The organism is Methylomonas sp. TEB (assembly GCF_047777895.1).
In the GTDB taxonomy this organism is placed as follows: domain Bacteria; phylum Pseudomonadota; class Gammaproteobacteria; order Methylococcales; family Methylomonadaceae; genus Methylomonas.
In genome coordinates, this window is the sequence record NZ_CP180476.1 from 569,925 (window position 1) to 588,291 (window position 18,367).

Annotated in this window: 21 protein-coding genes and 1 tRNA gene; 15 read left to right on the plus strand and 7 right to left on the minus strand. The window is 52.3% G+C overall.

The features are described from left to right. Positions 1–166: 166 nt before the first annotated feature. Together ACMXD4_RS02565 and ACMXD4_RS02570 are read right to left on the minus strand one after the other, a co-directional pair. Positions 167–577: a type II toxin-antitoxin system VapC family toxin gene (locus ACMXD4_RS02565; RefSeq protein ID WP_415879748.1), complete on the minus strand. Its 411-nt coding sequence runs from the start codon at positions 575–577 to the stop codon at positions 167–169. A 5-nt stretch (positions 578–582) separates the two neighbouring features. Further along, complete coding sequence (locus ACMXD4_RS02570) at positions 583–900, minus strand: type II toxin-antitoxin system prevent-host-death family antitoxin (RefSeq protein WP_415879749.1); 318 nt, start codon at positions 898–900, stop codon at positions 583–585. A 358-nt stretch (positions 901–1,258) separates the two neighbouring features. Between ACMXD4_RS02570 and ACMXD4_RS02575 the strand changes: the two genes are divergently transcribed. The 4 genes from ACMXD4_RS02575 to ACMXD4_RS02590 are packed head-to-tail and all read left to right on the plus strand — an operon-like array spanning position 1,259 to position 3,804. Continuing rightward, positions 1,259–1,585 carry a hypothetical protein gene (locus ACMXD4_RS02575; RefSeq protein ID WP_415879750.1) on the plus strand — a complete coding sequence of 109 codons (327 nt, stop codon included), beginning with the start codon at positions 1,259–1,261 and terminating at the stop codon, positions 1,583–1,585. A 16-nt stretch (positions 1,586–1,601) separates the two neighbouring features. Continuing rightward, entirely contained in the window at positions 1,602–2,471 is an 870-nt protein-coding gene (locus ACMXD4_RS02580) for a DUF692 domain-containing protein (protein WP_415879751.1), read from the plus strand. Then, positions 2,468–3,241 carry a DUF2063 domain-containing protein gene (locus ACMXD4_RS02585; protein WP_415879752.1) on the plus strand — a complete coding sequence of 258 codons (774 nt, stop codon included), beginning with the start codon at positions 2,468–2,470 and terminating at the stop codon, positions 3,239–3,241. The genes ACMXD4_RS02580 and ACMXD4_RS02585 overlap by 4 nt, the downstream gene beginning before the upstream one ends. After that, a complete protein-coding gene (locus ACMXD4_RS02590) occupies positions 3,238–3,804 on the plus strand; it encodes a DoxX family protein (RefSeq protein WP_415879753.1) in 567 nt (188 codons plus the stop codon). The genes ACMXD4_RS02585 and ACMXD4_RS02590 overlap by 4 nt, the downstream gene beginning before the upstream one ends. A gap of 208 nt (positions 3,805–4,012) precedes the next feature. On the opposite strand, the gene ACMXD4_RS02595 is transcribed toward ACMXD4_RS02590, so the two are convergent. Beyond that, positions 4,013–4,594: a carboxymuconolactone decarboxylase family protein gene (locus ACMXD4_RS02595; RefSeq protein WP_415879754.1), complete on the minus strand. Its 582-nt coding sequence runs from the start codon at positions 4,592–4,594 to the stop codon at positions 4,013–4,015. A 139-nt stretch (positions 4,595–4,733) separates the two neighbouring features. On the opposite strand from ACMXD4_RS02595, the gene ACMXD4_RS02600 reads away from it, so the two are divergent. From ACMXD4_RS02600 to ACMXD4_RS02625, 6 genes are all read left to right on the plus strand, one after another. Next, positions 4,734–5,609: an AraC family transcriptional regulator gene (locus ACMXD4_RS02600; protein ID WP_415879755.1), complete on the plus strand. Its 876-nt coding sequence runs from the start codon at positions 4,734–4,736 to the stop codon at positions 5,607–5,609. Positions 5,610–6,283: 674 nt separating this feature from the next. Continuing rightward, on the plus strand, positions 6,284–6,661 hold the full coding sequence (gene cas6e, locus ACMXD4_RS02605; RefSeq protein ID WP_253734524.1) for a type I-E CRISPR-associated protein Cas6/Cse3/CasE: 378 nt from the start codon (positions 6,284–6,286) through the stop codon (positions 6,659–6,661). A gap of 8 nt (positions 6,662–6,669) precedes the next feature. After that, positions 6,670–6,759, plus strand: coding sequence for a type I-E CRISPR-associated protein Cas6/Cse3/CasE (locus tag ACMXD4_RS02610; protein WP_171696708.1), 90 nt, complete (start codon positions 6,670–6,672; stop codon positions 6,757–6,759). A 48-nt stretch (positions 6,760–6,807) separates the two neighbouring features. Further along, entirely contained in the window at positions 6,808–7,083 is a 276-nt protein-coding gene (locus ACMXD4_RS02615; protein WP_064028888.1) for a type II toxin-antitoxin system Phd/YefM family antitoxin, read from the plus strand. Next, positions 7,080–7,409 (plus strand): type II toxin-antitoxin system RelE/ParE family toxin, encoded by a 330-nt coding sequence (locus tag ACMXD4_RS02620; RefSeq protein ID WP_415879756.1) that lies wholly within the window; start codon positions 7,080–7,082, stop codon positions 7,407–7,409. Before ACMXD4_RS02615 ends, ACMXD4_RS02620 begins: the two co-directional genes overlap by 4 nt. A gap of 462 nt (positions 7,410–7,871) precedes the next feature. Further along, entirely contained in the window at positions 7,872–8,108 is a 237-nt protein-coding gene (locus tag ACMXD4_RS02625) for a hypothetical protein (RefSeq protein WP_415879757.1), read from the plus strand. A 240-nt stretch (positions 8,109–8,348) separates the two neighbouring features. Here ACMXD4_RS02625 and ACMXD4_RS02630 read toward each other — a convergent pair. The 3 genes from ACMXD4_RS02630 to metG form a co-directional block, all read right to left on the minus strand. Further along, positions 8,349–8,425, minus strand: a tRNA-Arg gene (locus tag ACMXD4_RS02630). 153 nt (positions 8,426–8,578) lie between these two features. After that, positions 8,579–9,151: an RnfABCDGE type electron transport complex subunit B gene (locus tag ACMXD4_RS02635; RefSeq protein WP_415879758.1), complete on the minus strand. Its 573-nt coding sequence runs from the start codon at positions 9,149–9,151 to the stop codon at positions 8,579–8,581. Positions 9,152–9,181: 30 nt separating this feature from the next. After that, positions 9,182–11,251 carry a methionine--tRNA ligase gene (gene metG / locus ACMXD4_RS02640; RefSeq protein WP_415879759.1) on the minus strand — a complete coding sequence of 690 codons (2,070 nt, stop codon included), beginning with the start codon at positions 11,249–11,251 and terminating at the stop codon, positions 9,182–9,184. A gap of 259 nt (positions 11,252–11,510) precedes the next feature. Between metG and ACMXD4_RS02645 the strand changes: the two genes are divergently transcribed. From ACMXD4_RS02645 to ACMXD4_RS02660, 4 genes are all read left to right on the plus strand, one after another. Then, on the plus strand, positions 11,511–11,912 hold the full coding sequence (locus ACMXD4_RS02645; RefSeq protein ID WP_415879760.1) for a hypothetical protein: 402 nt from the start codon (positions 11,511–11,513) through the stop codon (positions 11,910–11,912). Between the two features lie 289 nt (positions 11,913–12,201). Beyond that, positions 12,202–12,450, plus strand: coding sequence for a hypothetical protein (locus ACMXD4_RS02650; RefSeq protein WP_033155832.1), 249 nt, complete (start codon positions 12,202–12,204; stop codon positions 12,448–12,450). A gap of 580 nt (positions 12,451–13,030) precedes the next feature. Further along, entirely contained in the window at positions 13,031–13,369 is a 339-nt protein-coding gene (locus ACMXD4_RS02655; RefSeq protein WP_033155833.1) for a hypothetical protein, read from the plus strand. Then, on the plus strand, positions 13,366–15,633 hold the full coding sequence (locus ACMXD4_RS02660) for an EAL domain-containing protein (RefSeq protein ID WP_415879761.1): 2,268 nt from the start codon (positions 13,366–13,368) through the stop codon (positions 15,631–15,633). Before ACMXD4_RS02655 ends, ACMXD4_RS02660 begins: the two co-directional genes overlap by 4 nt. A gap of 13 nt (positions 15,634–15,646) precedes the next feature. Here ACMXD4_RS02660 and ACMXD4_RS02665 read toward each other — a convergent pair whose 3' ends face one another. Next, on the minus strand, positions 15,647–16,984 hold the full coding sequence (locus ACMXD4_RS02665) for a L,D-transpeptidase family protein (RefSeq protein ID WP_415879762.1): 1,338 nt from the start codon (positions 16,982–16,984) through the stop codon (positions 15,647–15,649). Between the two features lie 258 nt (positions 16,985–17,242). Between ACMXD4_RS02665 and apbC the strand changes: the two genes are divergently transcribed. After that, complete coding sequence (apbC, locus tag ACMXD4_RS02670; RefSeq protein WP_415879763.1) at positions 17,243–18,334, plus strand: iron-sulfur cluster carrier protein ApbC; 1,092 nt, start codon at positions 17,243–17,245, stop codon at positions 18,332–18,334. Positions 18,335–18,367: the final 33 nt, after the last annotated feature.

Below are 18,367 nucleotides of genomic sequence, written 5' to 3' on the forward strand. Positions count from 1 at the left end.
ACGCATTGCGTACCCTACATCTGGCCGTTTTTTACCCATTACCCCATCCACATCCGTCATTGTGTGCAAGAGCCCGCGTAGCCTGGATGAAATGCAATGAAAGCCAGGGAATACGGCCTTCGTCTACCAATTCCGCCGCTGCTTTCAGACTACATTTCCACTTTCGTCAAGACTGTTGTTCGAACGGGTTTAATAAGTTGACCCCAAAACCGCGAAAGTCCGTGACGTTGCGGGTAACCACGGTCAGGCCGTGTATTCGGGCGGTGGCGGCGATCATCGCGTCTTCGTACAGCGTGTCCGAGGTCTTATGCATTAACTTGGCCCAACAGCGGAACACGGCGGCGTCCATCGCTAGCACCTGGTAAACGCCGGCAAGTAAATCCAGCCAGTTTTCGATTTGCCGGGCTTTTTCTTGATCTTGGTCGCGCGTCAATTCGATGCCAGCCTGAATTTCGCCGATGGTGACCGCGGAAATAAACAGTTGCCGGTCGTCGATAGCCTGTAACCACGCGACCACGCCGCCGTGCGGTTTTGGTTTGCGCAGTTCCAACACGATGTTGGTATCGAGCAAATACATTCGAATCAATCCGCTTCGGCGACCGGGCGGCGGCGGGCATGGCCGCGCGCGGGCAATGTCAATTCGGCGCGGGCTTCATCGGATAACAGCAGTTGTTTCAACGAAGGTTGAGCGTTGGCTTGCAGACGGTTCCAGATTTCCACCGGCACTAGCACAGCGGTTTGTTTGCCGCGCTTGGTGACCATTTGTGGGCCGTCGTGTTGGGCAAGCATCCAATAATTCGCTGAAGCGCGCTTTGGCGTCTTGTACGGGCCAGGATTGCATAAATCACCACTTCTGACTAACTGGCTGACTAGTATAGTGGTCAATGGGTTAAGGCTCAATCACGAAGAAGCCTGTCGTTAATGGTCACTGCTGAATCCAAACGAGCCGGCATTAGCTGAATTTCTAGGGAATCGAATCCCTGAAAAATGGCTTTCAACCCCGGATTCCGCCTTACTTGATCCACGCTAGGTTTTCCACTCGCCGCCGCTGGAATTTTGATCTGATCTGGGGGATGGCTCACTGGGGGGGAGCTTATTTGTCCGCAAACTAAAGCTTCTGTCTGTTGATAGTTTGCAAGCTCCCGGCCATCCCGGTCGCGCAAAAAAAATTGTAAGGAATTCAAAATGACTCCGACTGATGAGGCAGGAAAGCATTGTTGCTTGTCCTGATCATTTATCTACTATCGGAGAGAACACCATGAACAAAAAAACCTTATCCTTGACTTTGAGCAGCGCATTGGCTTCCACCTTACTGAGTGCGGCTCCCGCCATTCAAGCCGGCGAAAATCCGTTTGCGATGTCCAGCATCCAGCCTGCCCAGCAACTGGCCGAGGCCGGCGGTAAATCGGCCGAGGCGGGTTGCAGCGCCAAAATGAAGGAAGGTAAATGCGGTGAGGGCAAATGCGGCGCGAACAAAATGAAGGACATGAAAGGCGCCGAGGGTGCTTGCAGTGCCAAAATGCCGGAAGCCGGCTGTAGCGGCAAGATGCCTGAAGGGGGTTGCAGCGGTAAAACCGCGAAATAAGCCGGAGGAAACGCCGATGACCACTGACTATCCTTTCGGTCTTGCGGGTTCCGGTTTGGGCTTGCGCCGGGCGCTGTTGCCCGAGCTGCAAATCCACGTACCCGACATTGCCTTTTTTGAAGTTTCGCCGGAAAACTGGGTGGGCGTCGGCGGTCAGCTCGGCAAGCAATTTCGCCGCCTGACCGAGCGCCACCGTTTCGTGGCGCACGGTTTAGCCCTGTCGTTGGGCGGCCCCGCGCCGCTCGATACCGGGTTTTTAGGCAAACTGAAACAATTTCTCGACCATCATGATTTTGCCCTCTACACCGAGCACTTGAGCTTTTGCGGCGACGAAGGCCATTTTTACGACTTATACCCAATCCCGTTTACCGAACAGGCGGTCAAGCATGTTGCCCGTCGGATTCGCCAGACTCAGGATATTCTGGAACGGCCCATCGCCCTGGAAAACGCCTCTTACTATGTGCAGCCGCCACAGGCGGAGATGGACGAACTGGCCTTTATCAATGCGGTATTGGCCGAAGCCGACTGTTACCTGCATCTGGATGTGAACAATATTTATGTCAACAGCGTTAACCACGGCTACGATCCGGTGGCGTTTTTACGCGGCTTGCCCGGCGAGCGCATCGTTTATGGGCATGTGGCCGGTCACGACCTGGAGCCATCTGGCTTGATCATCGACACCCACGGCCAGAATACCATAGCACCGGTTTGGGAATTGCTGGCCGAGGCTTATCGAAGTTTTGGCGTGTTTCCGACCTTGGTGGAACGCGACAGCAATATTCCGCCATTGGCCGAGTTATTGGTCGAAGTGGAACGGATTCGCGCGTTGCAAGCCAGCCATCGGCTTTGCCAAAGCGCTCACGACTTAAGCGAGGTGGCGGCATGAACCCGACGCCGGCTTTTCAACAACAGCAACGGCAGTTTCTGAATTATTTGCGCCGACCGCAAACCGCTCAACTTCCCGATGGTTTTGGCGCCGAGCGGGTGACCGTCTACGTCGAGTTGCTTTATAACAAATTCGATGAAAGCCTGACGGCCTGTTTTCCGGTGATCCACAGCCTGCTGTCAAATGAAGACTGGCGGGCATTGCTGCTGGACTTCATCGCCAATCACACGTGTCACACGCCGTATTACCGGCAAATTCCCGACGAGTTCCTGCGCTATCTGCAACACGAGCGCCAAACTCTGGACGATTGGCCATTTTTGCCAGAACTGGCTCACTTCGAATGGATGGAACTGCAGTTGTCGATTGCCGAGTCCGAGCCGGTAAGTCAAAAGACGCTGTCCGCCGCCGAATTGCTCGACTATATCCCGATATTGGTGCCGGTCTTGCAGTTGCTTCATTACCGCTGGCCGGTGCAGGACATTGGTCCAAGCTTTCTGCCGAGCCAGCCGCCGGAAACGGTCAACCCTATCCTGGGCTTTCGCGATTGCGATGATCAGGTGCAATTTGTCAGCCTGAGCCCGGCCACGGCGCAACTGATCCTGTTGCTCAATAACGGCCTGACCGGGCAAAACGCCTTGCAAACCATGAACGGCGGCAAATACCCCGATACGCAATTTCTTGAATTCGGCCGGCGCATGCTGGTTGATTTGCATCACCAGGGCGTGATTATCGACGCCCGCCCGGTTTTACCTTTGGAGCCTAAATCATGAACGACTTTGCTAACGCCACCCAAAACACCTGCGTTGCTTGCCTGATGCCATCCTGCATCGAGCGCCTGGGCGCAATTTCCAACCGACTTTCTCGCTGGTTCGATCATCAACTGCACGGCTTGGCGCCGATCTTTCCGCGCTTGTTGCTGGCTTACGAGTTCGGCGAGGCCGGCCTGGAAAAACTCCATGGCGAGAATTGGTTTGCCGAATTGAGTTTCCCGTTTCCGTTCAGCTTATTGCCGGCCGATTTGAGTTGGAACTTGGCTACCGGCCTGGAAATCATCGCCCCGATTGCGTTGATATTGGGATTCATGACCCGCTTTTTCAGCGCGGCCTTAATGGTGTTGACCATGGTCGCCATTGCCGCCGTACATTGGCCCGTCGAGTGGCATACCCTGGGCGAATTATGGCAAGGTTATATGATCATCGACAAAGGACATGGTAATTTCAAACTGCCGTTAGTCTATCTGTTCATGCTCGGTTCGCTGCTGCTGAGTGGTAGTGGCCGGTTGGGTGTCGATGCCTGGTTGAAACGACGTGCCGCTTCAGTATCGGCAAGTTAAGAAAATCGGCGGATTAACAGCATCTGGCCTTGCTTTACCGGCTAAACAGGTGTGTTTTGGACATCATGCCCTTCCCAGGGGAAGCGCCGATTAAATCGTCATCCCCGCGAAAGCGGGGAACCAGTGCATTGATTGTTCTGGGTTCCCGTTTACACGGGAACGACGGTAACTAATCAATCAGCGCTTTTCTGATTAGCTAGTCGTATGATCAAGCACACTGCCGGCTACTGCATTGCGTGGGTTCTTCCCAGGCCTCAGCCTGAAATGCAGTATCCAGCGGCACATGGATGATATGGTTCGTGTAGTTGCTCAAGGTTTTGAACGCCACGCCCAGCAACACTTCTAATACCTGCGCCCGGCTGTAGCCCGCCGTGATAAATCTGTCCAGGGTTTGGCCGCCAACTACGCCGCGGTTTTTTACCACCGCGCGGGTAAAGCCGGCCAAGGTCTCCAATTTGCTGTCCGGCAGCGGTTTACCGTTGCGCAGGGCTTCGACGATCGCCGGATCGGCCTTGGTCATGTGTTTGGCGATCATCGAGTGCGCGGCGACACAGTAGGTGCAATGGTTTTCGACGCTGATGGCTAGCAAAATGACTTGCCGTTCGGTCGGGCTAAACGAGGTTTGATCGAACAAGGCCGTCAATTCGATATAGGCTTGCAGAGCCGCCGGCGCTTCCGCCAAACCGCCGTGCAAATTGGGCACGAAGCCGTATTTTTTCAGAGAGCCTTCCAGTAAAGGTTTTGCCGTGGCATTGGCGGTCAGGATGGAATGAATTTGAAATTGGGACATGCGGTCTCTCCTTTAATTTAAAAACATGAGGTGTAATGCCGATGCGAAATCGTTTCGACGGACATAGGTTAAGAAAAACCACTGCTTCATCCCATGCGCGGACTTCCGGCGTATTTGTCCGATATTCCGGGAGTTAACGATGGATGCCTTGACGCCGTTGATCAACGGCTTGAATCTGCACGCCAAATTGGTCTACTCGGGCGGAGTCTGCGGGCGCTGGTTGATGGACCATAACTCGGAAACCTCGGTCTGGTTTCACTTAGTCAGCAAGGGGCGCGGTTTTGTCCACTCGCCAAGTTGGCCGGAGCCGCTGCCGCTGGATACCGGCGATTTGATTCTGTTTTTGCCGCATGCCGCTCGGCATTTTCTGTCGTATAGCGCCGAGGATTTGCCCGCCGATGAATGCGACAACAGGATGACAGATTGGCAGGACGGCGAAGCCGGTTTCGTCTGCGGCGAAATTCGACTGGCCGCCCCAAAATCCCTGTTGTGGCAAGCGCTACCAGCCGAAATCGTGATCCGGCAAACCGAGGCCGGAACAATCTTGACGCGATTGCTCGAACTGGTGATTAGCGAAACTTCAACGCCGCGTTTTGGCAGCGATTCAGTCGTGGAGCGTTTGTGCGATAGTTTATTCGTGTTGGCGATTCGGCATTGCATCGAGCAAGACTTGGTGCGCGAGGGTGTGTTTGCGGTCATGCAGGACAAGCGCCTGGCCAAAGCGCTAAGTTTGATTCACGAGCAGCCTTGGCATGCCTGGACGCTCAGCGAATTATGCGCCAAGGCCGGGGTTTCCAAGTCGGTGCTGTCGGAGAAATTTGCTGCCTTGATCGGCCATTCGCCCATCGAATATCTAACGCTATGGCGCTTGCAAATCGCTGCTCACTGGTTGATGGAGCCGAATATGACAGTGGAACGCGTGGCGGAAAGGAGCGGTTACGAGTCGGTGCCGGCGTTCAGCAAAGCCTTCAAACGCCATATTGGGGTAGCACCTGGTGCCTTTAGACGCGTTTAGAAATTTGTCTGACATGGGAGGGTAAGTTCTTGAAAGTCCGGACTTAGATCACAAGCGGCCATTCAACAGATTGATTCTTCATTAATCTGGATGTCTGGTTTTGGCCGGTCGGCGACGTTGACGGGTTTCGATTGGAATGCGCTGTTGGTTTAGGCATTGGAGTCGGTGGCGGATTTCATCGGAATACTCAAGCTGCAAAACGCTAAGCTTTGTATGGTCTACAGCAAAAGGCCGCCCAAAAAGGCGGAAAAATCCGGCTTCAGCTCCGTCAATTTCACAGGGGAACTGCAAATCACCGACCCTGAAAAATTCCGTTAACTCCCTTTTGGTGGCCAGGGTTGGAACAAGGCCTTAGATTATGTCTGGCTGATGGTAATACAACCGGGTAATGGGTAGTCATTGGGGGGCAACGCTTTGTGCGGGCTTACAGAGGGATTGTCGGTGCGCACAAGCGTTTCGGAGGTGCCGACGCGCGTTCTGTGGACGCCCCCAAACGGTCTGTGCGTGCGTCCAGACCTCCCGTGAGTGCCCCAACCGTTTCGGGCGTACATCTGAGTCTCCCGTGCGTACACTAGAATGCTTCGTTGGTACGCTCGAACCTTCTATGGTTGCCCATGAAGGCTTCGTTAGTGTCGCTTTTTCCGGATTGATTTTGCTCGTACCGCGAACAAGAAATGAAACCGGCGATACGCTTTCGGTTGCGTGCCAATCCGATCAAAACTATCAAAGACAGCAGCAAAGGTACGGTCGAAAAACAGGGCAAGACCTTTACCAAAACCGTCCGTGTGCCGTTGTTGCATGAAGAGCAACAACAAGCCTGGTTGGAACGTAAGCTTCAGGATTTTGCTCTGTTGGAAACTTTGATCCTCCAACCTGAACCGGTGACGTATTTTCGCAAAGCCAAGGAAGGTCGTAGTGGCAAAATTCAAACAGTGTTGTTCGACGGTATCCTGACAGTCACTGATCCGGCGGAATTTGAAGCGCAAGTGATGCAAGGCATAGGCCCCGCCAAAGCCTTCGGCTGCGGTCTGCTATCGATTGCCAGAGTGTGAGTCGACTTATGCAAATCATCTTCCGCCAAACCCTATTCACCGGCCTGGGTCGGGCCAAGGCATTTGGTTGTGGTTTGCTGATGGTGTGGCGGCTATAATTCGGACTTAATTCAGTCCTAATTTATTTTTTTGTGAGAAAAAACTAAATGAAACTATCCGAAAATATAAAACCCATCAGTTACTTAAAAGCCAACGCCGCCGAGGTGATCGAAAAATTGAAAACCGATCACCAGCCTATGGTCATCACCCAAAACGGCGAGGCGGCGATGGTGGTTCAGTCGGTAGCCGATTACGAGCAAACTCAGGAAACCCTGGCCTTGCTGAAAATGTTGGCGCAAAGTCAGCAAGCGCTAGCGGAAGGCAAAACGGTGTCAAGCGCAGAGGCTTTTGCCCGTTTACGTGAGCGGCGCGGCTTGGCATGAGTGTCCCGGTACGGCTGACCGAACCGGCCTTGGCCGACTTGCTTGCCATCAATGATTATTTCTTGCTGGAAGTCAGCGACAAGGTGGCGGCAAAAATCATTGATGCACTCGAAACGTCCGTGAATAGTCTTGCCGATTTGCACGAGCGTGGAACCGTACCCAAAGAATTATTAGTATTGGGCATTCATCAATACCGCCAGTTGATCGTAAAACCGTATCGCATTATTTACCAGAGGCTGCCTGACCAAGTCGTCGTTCATGCCATTCTGGATGGGCGCCGCGATATGCAAACGCTGTTAACCCAGCGTCTGATCGGAGTTCTCTAGCAGACACAACCAAGAAAATTAAGGACGAACCGCTTCGCTAGAGGTTTGTCAAATGGTGCCCGACGCATTCCCCGCACCGCGGGGATGAACCGACGTTCGGGGGGAAGCGATTGTAGTCTGTACGGCGTTCCCCGCACCCGCGGGGAGGAATGACTTACTGCTGTTGCCTTTCCTAATATCGATTCGTGACACTGGTGTAAGTGTCGAGGCATGGAATGCGGGGCGTATTCTGTTACAACCGCTATTTCTGATCGGCTTGCCGGCAGGGAAATTGCTAAAATGCCTTGTTCGCCGGCGAAATGGAGGTTCTCCGGTATTCGTTGTCCCGGTTTGTATTGGCTCGGTTCCCTGGGATTAGAAGAGGAGTTTATTTGATGTTGCAGCAACACTTCGCCGATGTTACCAGGGGCGATGCGCGGGAGATGGTGGTCTTAAACAGCCGCAAATGTCGCGGATTTGCTGGTGTCATTAACTGATATGAACAAGATTCCACCCAAACGCGGCCTGGGCCGCGGGCTTGAAGCATTGTTAACCGATATGCCGGCTAAATCGGTAGCGGATAAATCAAGCATTAAGGCGGAAACCGTTCCGGGGCCAGCCGTCCGCCGGGAAAATAGCGATTTGCTTCAAGAAGCCAAAGTGTTAAAGACCCTGTTGGAGGAACTTGAAAACGCCTTGAGTGACTTCAATCCAGATTAGCCTGTTTATTAGTCTTTAAGTATCGATTTTCCAGCTATGACCATAGCCCAGCAGCTTTTTGGATTTCTGCTTTCGCGGGTATGGCGAGTCCAGAGACGTTAAGGGGCGGGCTAATATTAAATGCCCATTTGATCAGGGTTTCGGAAGCGGGTTTGCCGGACATGGCAAAAGACTATTTGCTACTTAAGGCCTCTCGGCAACATTGTACGCAGAGTCAAGATAGGTAGGAAACATGTCAAATGGCGCGCCCGAGAGGATTCGAACCTCTGGCCTCAGCCTCCGGAGGGCTGCGCTCTATCCAGCTGAGCTACGGGCGCTATGTGATTTGCAGTCAAGCGGTTTAGGCTTTTTACCTTAATCCTGAAAACCTAAGAGGATTTCCTTTCAGGATACGTATCGGCCACTGGGCCGAATCGGGTAAGCGCGCCATTATAAGATTAAATGCCGTTAAAGTCATTGCCAATCCTGGCTTAAACAGCGGTTTTTCCTTTATTAAGTTTCGCCAGCAGTTGTTTTTGCCGATTCAGCCGTTCGGACTTTTCCGCTTCCGCTTTGGCCTGGCGCCGGTTTTTGGCTTGGTGGCGCTGTCTGGATTGCTCCGCATTAGCGGCGGTCCATTCGGCGTTTGCCGGGATCATGCTGATACAGTTGACCGGGCAGGGGGCGATGCATAATTCGCAACCGGTGCATAAGGTGGCGATGACGGTATGCATCTGCTTAGATGCACCGAGAATGGCGTCGGTGGGGCAAGGCGGCAGGCATTTGGTGCAGCCTATGCAATTTGCCTCGTCGATTACGGCCACTTGTAAAGGCTGCGTCATACCGAACGCCGGATTCAACGGTTTGGCGGGGACGTTCAGGAAATCCGCCAGTAGACGGACACCCTGGTCACCGCCCGGCGGACACTGGTTTATGTCTGCTTCACCGTTGGCGATAGCTTGCGCATACGGCCTGCATCCCTGGTAACCGCATTTGCGGCACTGGGTTTGCGGTAGCAGCGCGTCGATCTGTACGGCTAGAGATGCCTCGTGTTGCTCGCTCATGACCAATAAGCTGTCTTGCGGCCTCTTGCTTTATTTAACCCGCATGCCCGGTTGCGCGCCTTGGTCCGGCGACAGCACCCAGATGTCTTTGCCGCCGGGTCCGGCCGCCAACACCATGCCCTCCGAGGTGCCGAAGCGCATTTTGCGCGGCTTTAGATTGGCCACTACCACGGTCAATTTGCCTTCCAGTTCTTCCGGGGCGTAGGCCGATTTAATGCCGGCGAAGATATTGCGGGTTTCGCCGCCCAGATCGACAGTGAGTTGCAGCAGTTTCTCCGCGCCTTCCACCGATTCGGCTTTGACGATGCGACCGATGCGCAAATCAATTTTGGCAAAGTCTTCGATTTCGATCGCTTCAGCAATCGGCTCGGCTATCGCTTTTGCTACTTGCTCGGGATTGTTTTCCACGGCGGCAGCGTGTTTGCCTGGCTTGGCTACAACCGGTGGCGTCTTTTCCAGATTTTCTTTGGAGGCTTCTACAATCGCGGCGATTTTGTCCGGCTCTACGCGGGTCATCAACGGTACGAAGCTGTTGATTTTGTGGCCGACCAGCGGCTGGGCATCGCTCGGCCAGCTTTGTGTGGGAATGTTCAAAAAGCTTTCGGCGTTGTTTGCCAGCGTCGGAATCACCGGGCGCAGATAAGCTACCAGCATCCGAAACAGATTCACGCCCATGCTGCACACGGAATGCAATTCGGCGTCTTTGCCTTCTTCCTTGGCGATTAGCCAGGGTTTTTTCTCGTCGATATATTGGTTGGCTTTATCGGCCAGCGCCATGATTTCCCGCATCGCTTTGCCGAACTCGCGACTTTCGTATAAATCGGCAATCGTGCTGTTGGCGTCGACAAACTGTTGGAATAGTGCCGGTTCGGCGCATTCCGTCGAAAGCAGGCCGTCGAAACGCTTGGCGATGAAGCCGCTGCAACGGCTGGCGATATTAACCACTTTGCCGACCAAGTCGGAATTGACACGCTGGCTGAAATCGTCGAAGTTTAAATCAATGTCATCCACGCCGGCGCTGAGTTTTGCGGCGAAGTAATAGCGCAGATATTCCGGATTGAGATGGTCCAGGTAGGTGCGGGCCTTGATGAAGGTGCCGCGCGATTTGGACATTTTCTCGCCGTTGACGGTTAAAAAGCCGTGGGCGAAGATCGCGCTGGGTGTTCTAAAGTCTGCGCCGTGCAGCATGGCCGGCCAGAACAGGGCATGGAAATAAATGATGTCCTTGCCGATGAAATGGTACAGCTCGGTGGTGCTGTCTTTTTGCCAAAACTGGTCGAAGTCCAGGCCTTGGCGGTCGCAGAAGTGCTTGAAGCTGGCCATGTAACCGATCGGGGCATCCAGCCAAACGTAGAAATACTTGCCTGGCGCGTCCGGAATTTCGAAGCCGAAATACGGCGCATCGCGGGAAATGTCCCATTGCTGCAGGCCGTTCTCCAGCCATTCCGCCATCTTGTTGCTGACTTCCGGTTGCAAGTGGCCTGCGGTGGTCCAATCGCGCAGCATCTCGGCGAAATGGCCGAGTTCGAAAAAGTAATGCTCGGAATCTTTTTCGATGGGGCGCTCACCGGAAATGGCGGAGACGGCGTTTTTCAGTTCGGTGGGCGAATAGGTGGCGCCGCAGGCTTCGCAGCTGTCGCCGTATTGGTCGGCCGCGCCGCATTTCGGGCATTCGCCCTTGATGAAACGGTCCGGTAGGAACATATTTTTCACCGGATCGTAAGCCTGAGTGATGCTGCGTTGGCTGATATGGCCGCCGGCGCGCAGGCGTTTGTAGATCAGCGCCGAGTATTCTTTGTTTTCCGGCGAATGGGTGCTGTGGTAATGATCGAAAGCAACACCAAATTCCTGGAAATCGGCGCGATGTTGTTTTTCCACATCGGCGATCAGTTGTTCCGGGGTAATGCCTTCCTTGTCAGCGCGTAGCATGATCGGCGTGCCGTGGGTGTCGTCGGCGCAGACGTAGTAGCAATTGTGCCCGCGTTGTTTCTGGAACCGCACCCAGATGTCGGTTTGGATGTATTCGACAAGGTGGCCCAAGTGGATAGGGCCGTTGGCATACGGTAAGGCGCTGGTAACAAGGATTTTTCGGTTAGACATGGGGTTAAAACAGCCTGGGAAAATGAGGGCGGATTATGGCATAAATCGCCAGGGCTTTCATGGTTTGGGCAGCGGTTTGCCGATTGCCGGCGCGTTACCCTGATGCGGGGGCTAGGGATGTTTGGTAATAGGGATCAGTAAGGTACAATCCCAACCAAGCCTCCAGCTTAAGCGCTATACCGTCCGGCATGGCATACTTAAAGTCGGATCGGCCTTAGCCCTTTTTGAACCACTTAAACTAATAAGAAGAGGTAACATCATGAGAAAAACGTTGTTTCTGGCCATCGCGATGCTGGCTTCCGGTGCTGCCGGGGCGGCTACCGATCATTTTCTGTTGCGCGACGGCAATCATGTACAGCATTTGAAGATTACGACCTTGGGTAAAGACATTAACGCCACGGTGGATGTGGATTTCGAACCCAATCCCGATGAGGCCGGCAAGCACGCCTGTTCCGCAACGGTATCCGATGAGGCTAAAAGTGTTGGTGAAAACGAATTGGTCTTGAAAAAGCACATTGAGGGCGAAGCGCGCTCGTGCTCAGTGAAAATTCATCTGACGCCTAACGGTGCCAAGCTGGAGCAATCGGACGAATGTACTTATTTCGCAGCCGGTATCTGCAGTTTCTCCAGCAATGGTAAGGAACTGGTCAAAATCAAATAAATCCCTGGGCGCAATGGCTTTGGCTTATTGCGCCGTCTTTTCTCCAACAAACCTGCCTGGGCTGTCCCGCTGTGTTTTGCGGTCATTTGTTATTAACGCTTTTTGTCAGCCGCATTTAGGGGTATTTGTGCAAAATTGTGTGATATGCCGCACTGTAGAGACATATTGTCGCGCGGCAATCGGCCACATTTTAAACGTTAGGATTCTTTGCTAGATTATCGCCAGCTCATGCGGGTTTGCATGGGCGTTAATCGTTCCCCCCCGATAATCGAGAAGCCAAGGAGTTTTTATGAAAAAAGCACACATGATGATAATAGCCGCTGCTGTTGCCGCGCTGGGTTTGACCACGGCGTTGAATGTTACTAATGCCAATGAAGCGGCTGGCGAGGATGTCAAAACCGTCGCTTGGTATGTGGCCAACATTAAAGAGGCGCGTACCCAAAACCAAGCTTGTCACGATGATCCGGCTATTCAAGGCAGCGCTAATTGCGCTAATGCCTTGCACGCGCTGGAAATTACCTTCAAAGGTGGCAACTGATACCCGTTGAACCTATTCGGTTCGACAACTTGCCGGCCAAGACTTTACGAAATGATTAATCCAATTCTTACATATCGTCGCTCCCGCGAAGGCGGGAGCCCAGCGGCTATGCCGGATTCGCTGAGAATTCTTTAACGGTTGCGACCTTCTCGGGAATGACGAATCCAGGGAGTTTAAGAGTCGGTTTGATAGAGGGTTTTGAGCGGTTTGGTTTGAACCGAGATAATTGTTTTTGGCGGTCACTGCCGCCTGTTTTGTGACCGGATAATCTCCCCTCGATTGTCCGGATAGCGTTTACCGGTTTGCTTGGTTGACAGCTGTCGTCTAATTAAGCAAGCCGGCAAACGCAATGCAAATTCCCTCTTTCCGAGTGCTTTCTTTGGTGCTGCGGATAAATAGTCGCTAAAGCGCATGATTTTAGCGGTAACTTTTAAGTCCTTCCTTTCTTCATTTCCATAGCACGTGGTCGAGCGGCAAGTGAAGTCTCTGACCTAGCGTTGGCTGCTACTGAAATAATTCTCAAAACTGAAAATCTGCTAAATTAACCTTTCAATTTGTCAGATAATTCGGCCAATAGACCATGTACAAAGCCAGCCAAAATCAAATTCATATTTCTGCCAACTTGGGCGAATACGCTATTCCGCCGTTAAAAGATATGTTGGTGTTAGGCAAGGAGTCTCCGATTGGCTGCATCGCCATGCGCCGGGCAATCGAACTATTGGTAAAAGCGCCGTTTGAGCATATTGAGTTTGATGACGATGTGATCAGTGATCTTTTGGTAAGACAGAGCTTGCTAAAACGTATCAGCAAGGCTGCGTTAATCGATTTCGTGTTGACTCAGATAAAGCCCTTGATGAGTGCCGATGAAATATTGCATGCGGAGATGGATATTTCCGTTCAGCTAAATACCAAGTTATGAAACAACTGGCGGTTGGCGATTGTTTATGGCCGCACGTTCGTCGGGTTATGGAGGAGGAGCGGCCTTGCAGCGTTGAGCGCAATATCGTTTTTGCCGTTTTTCGGGAAGCGCTGGTGGAAGAGTTTTGCGGTTTGGCCACCGATCACGATATATCAAAACATCCCAATTGGATTTTTGCAGATTTGGTCGAGCATCGGCCTATGCTTAGTGTCGCTCCTAAGCTTGGCGTCCGCAAAGCGCTATGTCTGATGGATGAAAATCAGCTGGGAGCCTTGGCTGTGCTCAACAAAGGTCAATTCGTTGGCGTGGTTACCCGGCAAAGTATTTTGGAAGTTCTACTGAACCGTGAGCGACTGCTGCTGAAAGAGACTATGCGCCTTAAAATTGCGGCGGAAACTAACCACGAGCAAACGGTGGTTTGGGTTGGGCGTCTGGCCGCATTGAACGACGCTGCGCGCAGCTTGCTGGGGGTGCTGGCCCATACATCAATCGAAACCGAGTTATTGCAGGCCGGCATTGATGCGCTTTGTAATTTGTTGGATGCTCGTTATGGTGCTATTGGGATAGTTGACAACGGCGGCGCGTTGACGGAGTTTATTTATGCCGGTATCAGCGACGAGCAAGCTCAGCAAATAGGTCATTTACCTGAGGGGAGGGGCTTGTTGGGGGTAGTCATTGAGGAAAACGTCTCCTTGAGGCTTGCGGATATGGGCAAGGACCCGCGCAGCGCCGGCTTTCCACCACATCATCCGCAGATGACATCCTTATTGGCGGTGCCTATATCTCATCAAGGTCGGGTGTATGGGCGTATCTATCTCAGCGATAAATACAGTGGTGAGCTATTTACCAAGAACGATGAAGAGTTGGCGTTGAGTTTTGCGCATTCGTTGTCCTTGGTAATCGATAACGCCCGGGAAATTGAGGAAGTGAAACGCGCACGGCAACGCCTGGATTATATTGCCCATTTCGATGCGCTTACCGAGTTGCCGAACCGGACTTTGTTAACCGATAGAGCCTTGCAGTTCATTACGCAAGCGCAGCGCAGGCAAGGCATTATCGCGTTTCTATTTCTCGATCTGGATAATTTCAAGGCGATCAACGATACCTTTGGGCATGCCGTGGGTGATGAATTACTCAGAGCTGTTGCCAAGCGAATTTCCGGTTGTTTGAGGGAAGGCGATACGCCCTCCAGGATGGGCGGGGATGAGTTTATTATTATGCTGCCCAATATTGCAGATAGTCTGGATGCCGCCAAAGTGGCCATCAAAATATTACATGCCTTGAACGAGCCTTTACAGGTTCAACAGCATCAAATCTATTCACGGGCCAGTATTGGTATCAGTATTTATCCGGATAACTCGCTTTCGTTCGACGAATTGCTGGCGCAGGCCGACTCTGCTTTGTATCACGCCAAAAAGTTGGGCAAAAATAATTATCAGTTTTTTACCCCGGAAATGAACAGCGCTGCTCAGCATTATCTGAAGCTCGAGCATCATTTACGTCAGGCCTTGGAGTTGGGCGAACTTGTATTGCACTATCAGCCGCAGGTGAAAATCGATAGCGGTTGCATCATCGGTATGGAGGCGTTAATACGTTGGCACAATCACGCCATGGGTATCGTCATGCCGGATCAATTTATCGGCTTGGCTGAAGAAACCGGGCTGATCGTGCCAATTGGGGCTTGGGTATTGCGAACTGCATGCAAACAGGCACGGGCCTGGCAGTTGGCCGGTATGCCGACTCGAATTGCGGTCAATTTGTCCGGGCGGCAGTTTCACCGCTTCCAAGATCAGCGCCAGTTGCTGGATGTGGTGTTGGATGTGCTGAAAGAAACCGAGCTTTCGCCGGAGTTGCTGGAGTTGGAGATTACCGAAAGCATCTTGATGCATAAGCTGGATACGACGCTGGACACGCTGAGTCAGATCAAGCAGCTGGGAGTGCGGATTTCGGTGGATGATTTCGGTACCGGTTATTCTTCGCTCAGTTATTTGAAGCGTTTTCCGCTTGATACCTTAAAAATCGATAAATCGTTCGTGAAGGATATTTGCACCGACGCCAACGATAGAGCGATTGTGTCGGCTATTTCGGCCATGGCGGGCCAGTTGAAGCTGGAGCTGGTGGCCGAAGGCGTCGAAGACCAGAGTCAGTTGGATTTTTTGGGCGGACAACAGTGCAATTACGGACAAGGGTATTTTTTCAGTAAACCCGTGCCGGCCGAACAGGCATCTGCCCTGTTGCGGCAGTCCATGTTGCAACAGCAATAAGGCTTGGCTGCGCTCAGTTTCTTGAAGCCTGCTTCGGATCGATGGCTTTAACGTCCATGTCGAAATTCAGCTTGATGCGTTGCGCTACGGTTTTGGCTTCTTTCTTATTCTTAAACGGTCCGGCAACTACTTGAAAGCTACCATCTTTGGCAATTTTACGCGCAGGAATCGGCGGTCCTTGGTGATTGAGCATGGCTGCCAGCTTTTGGGCGTCGGTCTCATTTTCGAAGCTGGCGGCCAGAATGGACCAGTCACTGTCGCTCAATTCGTCGATGACCGGTTGGCCGAAGAATTGTTCAGGGTGGGCAAGTTGCACCGCATCGGCTGTGAGTTCGGGTAGGTCGGCACTGTTCGGCAAGACCGGGGTGGGGACGCCGTCGGCGCGTTGTAAAATCCGCTCGACTTTGCTCCAGTCAACCGTTGCTTGCTTTTCGGAGGCTAGCTGTTGCAATTTTTTCCGAATATCTTTTTGCAGCTGTTTTTGCTGTTTTTCCCATTTGTCTAAGGGGCGATGAGCTTCCAGATAAAGCATGTCATCTTGCCAGGTTGCCATGTACGGCTGGTGGACGATGCGAACCGGGGTGCCGACTTCTACTTTGTTGAATAGGACTTCTATATCTTCAGGATATAGCTGTACGCAGCCATGACTGACTTGTAAGCCAATCCCGTAAGGCTTGTTGGTGCCGTGGATCAAATAGCCGCTGAAACCCAAGGGCATGGCGTAGCTGCCCAAGGGATTGTCCGGGCCGGAACGTATCACTTTCGGCAGTGGGTCGCCCAATGCCTGATGTTCGCGGTGAATCGATTCCGGCACCGTCCAGTCCGGATTGGCCTTTTTTGCGACAATTTGGGTTTGTCCTAACGGCGTGTTCCAGCCTTGGCGGCCAATGCCGACCGGATAAGTCAGTACTGTATTGGCTTGATTTTTGGGGTAATAGAACATGCGCATATTGGCCAGATTCAACACGATGCCTTTGCGTGGGGCGTCTGGGAGTACGAAACGCAATGGCAGCAACACGGTTTGCTCGGCAGGCAAGGTCCAAGGATCAAGATTGGCATTGGCGATGGTAATGTCGTTGTAACCCAAGCCGTAATGACGGCCGATGTCGGACAGCGTATCGTTTTCGCGGCTGCTGATACTGGCTAGCGTGCCGACCATGCCTTGGCCGCTGCTCAGGTTAAACTCATGACTGGCAATACTGTCCGGTTTGGAGTTCCAGACGATGTGTTCCGGCTGGTTGTCGGAAAACAACGGTATGCTTTGACAGCCGCTAAGCAGGGCGCTGACTACTGCTACAACGAAGACTAGCGGTATCGGTGAAACAGTACGGTTTTGAATGACTGCTGACATGTTTATGATAGGCGCATGTAGTGACGGAGCGGATGGTTGAAGGTAAGCGATCCAAATTAAAATCAGATTAAGGCGGCATTAAGTCCTAATTAAGAATTAACTATTAAGGCTAATAGTTAAGTCATTACGATAAAGCATTATTCTTAAAGAGAAAACTATTTTTTAACAATGGCGCGGATTTAATGGCATCCTGTTAAGGTGTTATCATATTCGCACTATTTTACTTGGTTATTATTTCCCCTTACTTCGGAGTTCCGCATGGCGAGCATTGACAAAACGGCTGTCGAAAATTTACTTAAACACTTTATCGATCCAAATGTGGAAACCGATTTGGTGTCGGCAAAATCCGTTAAGAAAATCAGTGTGGATGGCAATGATGTCAGCGTCGTTATCGAGTTGGGTTATCCGGCTAAAAGTTATCTTGAAGAGTTAAAGGCAGCGGTAACTCAGCGTCTGCAAACTTTGCCTGGTGTGGGCAAACTAGATGTGTCGGTCAGTTTCAATATCGTTTCGCATTCGGTACAAAAAGCGTTAAAGCCCTTGCCGAATGTGAAAAATATTATTGCGGTCGCCTCCGGCAAGGGCGGGGTCGGTAAATCGACCACATCCGTTAATCTGGCTCTGGCGTTGGCCGCCGAAGGTGCTAATGTCGGTATTCTGGATGCCGATATTTATGGCCCCAGCATTCCGACCATGCTGGGCTTGTCCGGTAAGCCCGACAGTCCCGACGGCAAAAGTATGTTGCCGAAAATCTCGTTTGGCGTGCAGACCATTTCGATCGGTTATCTGATCGATCCGGATCAGCCGATGATCTGGCGTGGCCCGATGGTTACCGGGGCATTGCAACAATTGTTGAATCAAACGCAATGGCAGGATGTGGATTATCTGATTATCGATCTGCCGCCCGGCACTGGCGACATTCAGCTAACGCTGGCGCAACAGATTCCGGTCAGCGGCGCAGTGATCGTCACGACGCCGCAGGATATTGCCCTGATCGACGCACAGCGAGGCTTGGGGATGTTCGAAAAGGTTAACGTGCCGATTTTGGGCTTGGTGGAAAATATGAGTGTGCATATTTGCAGCAATTGCGGGCATGAAGAGGCGATTTTCGGGCAAGGCGGTGGCGTGGCGATGGCGGTCAAGAATAAGCTGGATTTACTGGGCTCTTTGCCGTTGGATATACAGATTCGCGAGTACGCCGATAGCGGCAGGCCTACAGTGGTGGCTGACCCGGATGGCCGGCCGGCGCAAATCTACAAAGCGATTGCCCGGAAAATGGCCGCCAAGCTGGCGATGCGTGCGCGGGATTACAGTGGCAGGTTTCCAAATATAGTCATCCAGAATACCTGAGATTGATCGTAGACGACTTGGCTAGTAGCGAAG

Bases quoted from the DNA above. Each gene is read 5' to 3' on its own strand.
- ACMXD4_RS02565 (WP_415879748.1), bottom strand. From the start codon at position 577: ATGTATTTGCTCGATACCAACATCGTGTTGGAACTGCGCAAACCAAAA.
- metG (WP_415879759.1), bottom strand. From the start codon at position 11,251: ATGTCTAACCGAAAAATCCTTGTTACCAGCGCCTTACCGTATGCCAAC.
- ACMXD4_RS02655 (WP_033155833.1), top strand. From the start codon at position 13,031: ATGTACAAAGCCAGCCAAAATCAAATTCATATTTCTGCCAACTTGGGC.
- apbC (WP_415879763.1), top strand. From the start codon at position 17,243: ATGGCGAGCATTGACAAAACGGCTGTCGAAAATTTACTTAAACACTTT.
- ACMXD4_RS02580 (WP_415879751.1), top strand. From the start codon at position 1,602: ATGACCACTGACTATCCTTTCGGTCTTGCGGGTTCCGGTTTGGGCTTG.
- ACMXD4_RS02585 (WP_415879752.1), top strand. From the start codon at position 2,468: ATGAACCCGACGCCGGCTTTTCAACAACAGCAACGGCAGTTTCTGAAT.
- ACMXD4_RS02600 (WP_415879755.1), top strand. From the start codon at position 4,734: ATGGATGCCTTGACGCCGTTGATCAACGGCTTGAATCTGCACGCCAAA.
- ACMXD4_RS02645 (WP_415879760.1), top strand. From the start codon at position 11,511: ATGAGAAAAACGTTGTTTCTGGCCATCGCGATGCTGGCTTCCGGTGCT.
- ACMXD4_RS02615 (WP_064028888.1), top strand. From the start codon at position 6,808: ATGAAACTATCCGAAAATATAAAACCCATCAGTTACTTAAAAGCCAAC.
- ACMXD4_RS02590 (WP_415879753.1), top strand. From the start codon at position 3,238: ATGAACGACTTTGCTAACGCCACCCAAAACACCTGCGTTGCTTGCCTG.
- ACMXD4_RS02595 (WP_415879754.1), bottom strand. From the start codon at position 4,594: ATGTCCCAATTTCAAATTCATTCCATCCTGACCGCCAATGCCACGGCA.
- ACMXD4_RS02575 (WP_415879750.1), top strand. From the start codon at position 1,259: ATGAACAAAAAAACCTTATCCTTGACTTTGAGCAGCGCATTGGCTTCC.
- ACMXD4_RS02650 (WP_033155832.1), top strand. From the start codon at position 12,202: ATGAAAAAAGCACACATGATGATAATAGCCGCTGCTGTTGCCGCGCTG.
- ACMXD4_RS02665 (WP_415879762.1), bottom strand. From the start codon at position 16,984: ATGTCAGCAGTCATTCAAAACCGTACTGTTTCACCGATACCGCTAGTC.
- ACMXD4_RS02635 (WP_415879758.1), bottom strand. From the start codon at position 9,151: ATGAGCGAGCAACACGAGGCATCTCTAGCCGTACAGATCGACGCGCTG.
- ACMXD4_RS02660 (WP_415879761.1), top strand. From the start codon at position 13,366: ATGAAACAACTGGCGGTTGGCGATTGTTTATGGCCGCACGTTCGTCGG.
- cas6e (WP_253734524.1), top strand. From the start codon at position 6,284: ATGAAACCGGCGATACGCTTTCGGTTGCGTGCCAATCCGATCAAAACT.
- ACMXD4_RS02610 (WP_171696708.1), top strand. From the start codon at position 6,670: ATGCAAATCATCTTCCGCCAAACCCTATTCACCGGCCTGGGTCGGGCC.
- ACMXD4_RS02620 (WP_415879756.1), top strand. From the start codon at position 7,080: ATGAGTGTCCCGGTACGGCTGACCGAACCGGCCTTGGCCGACTTGCTT.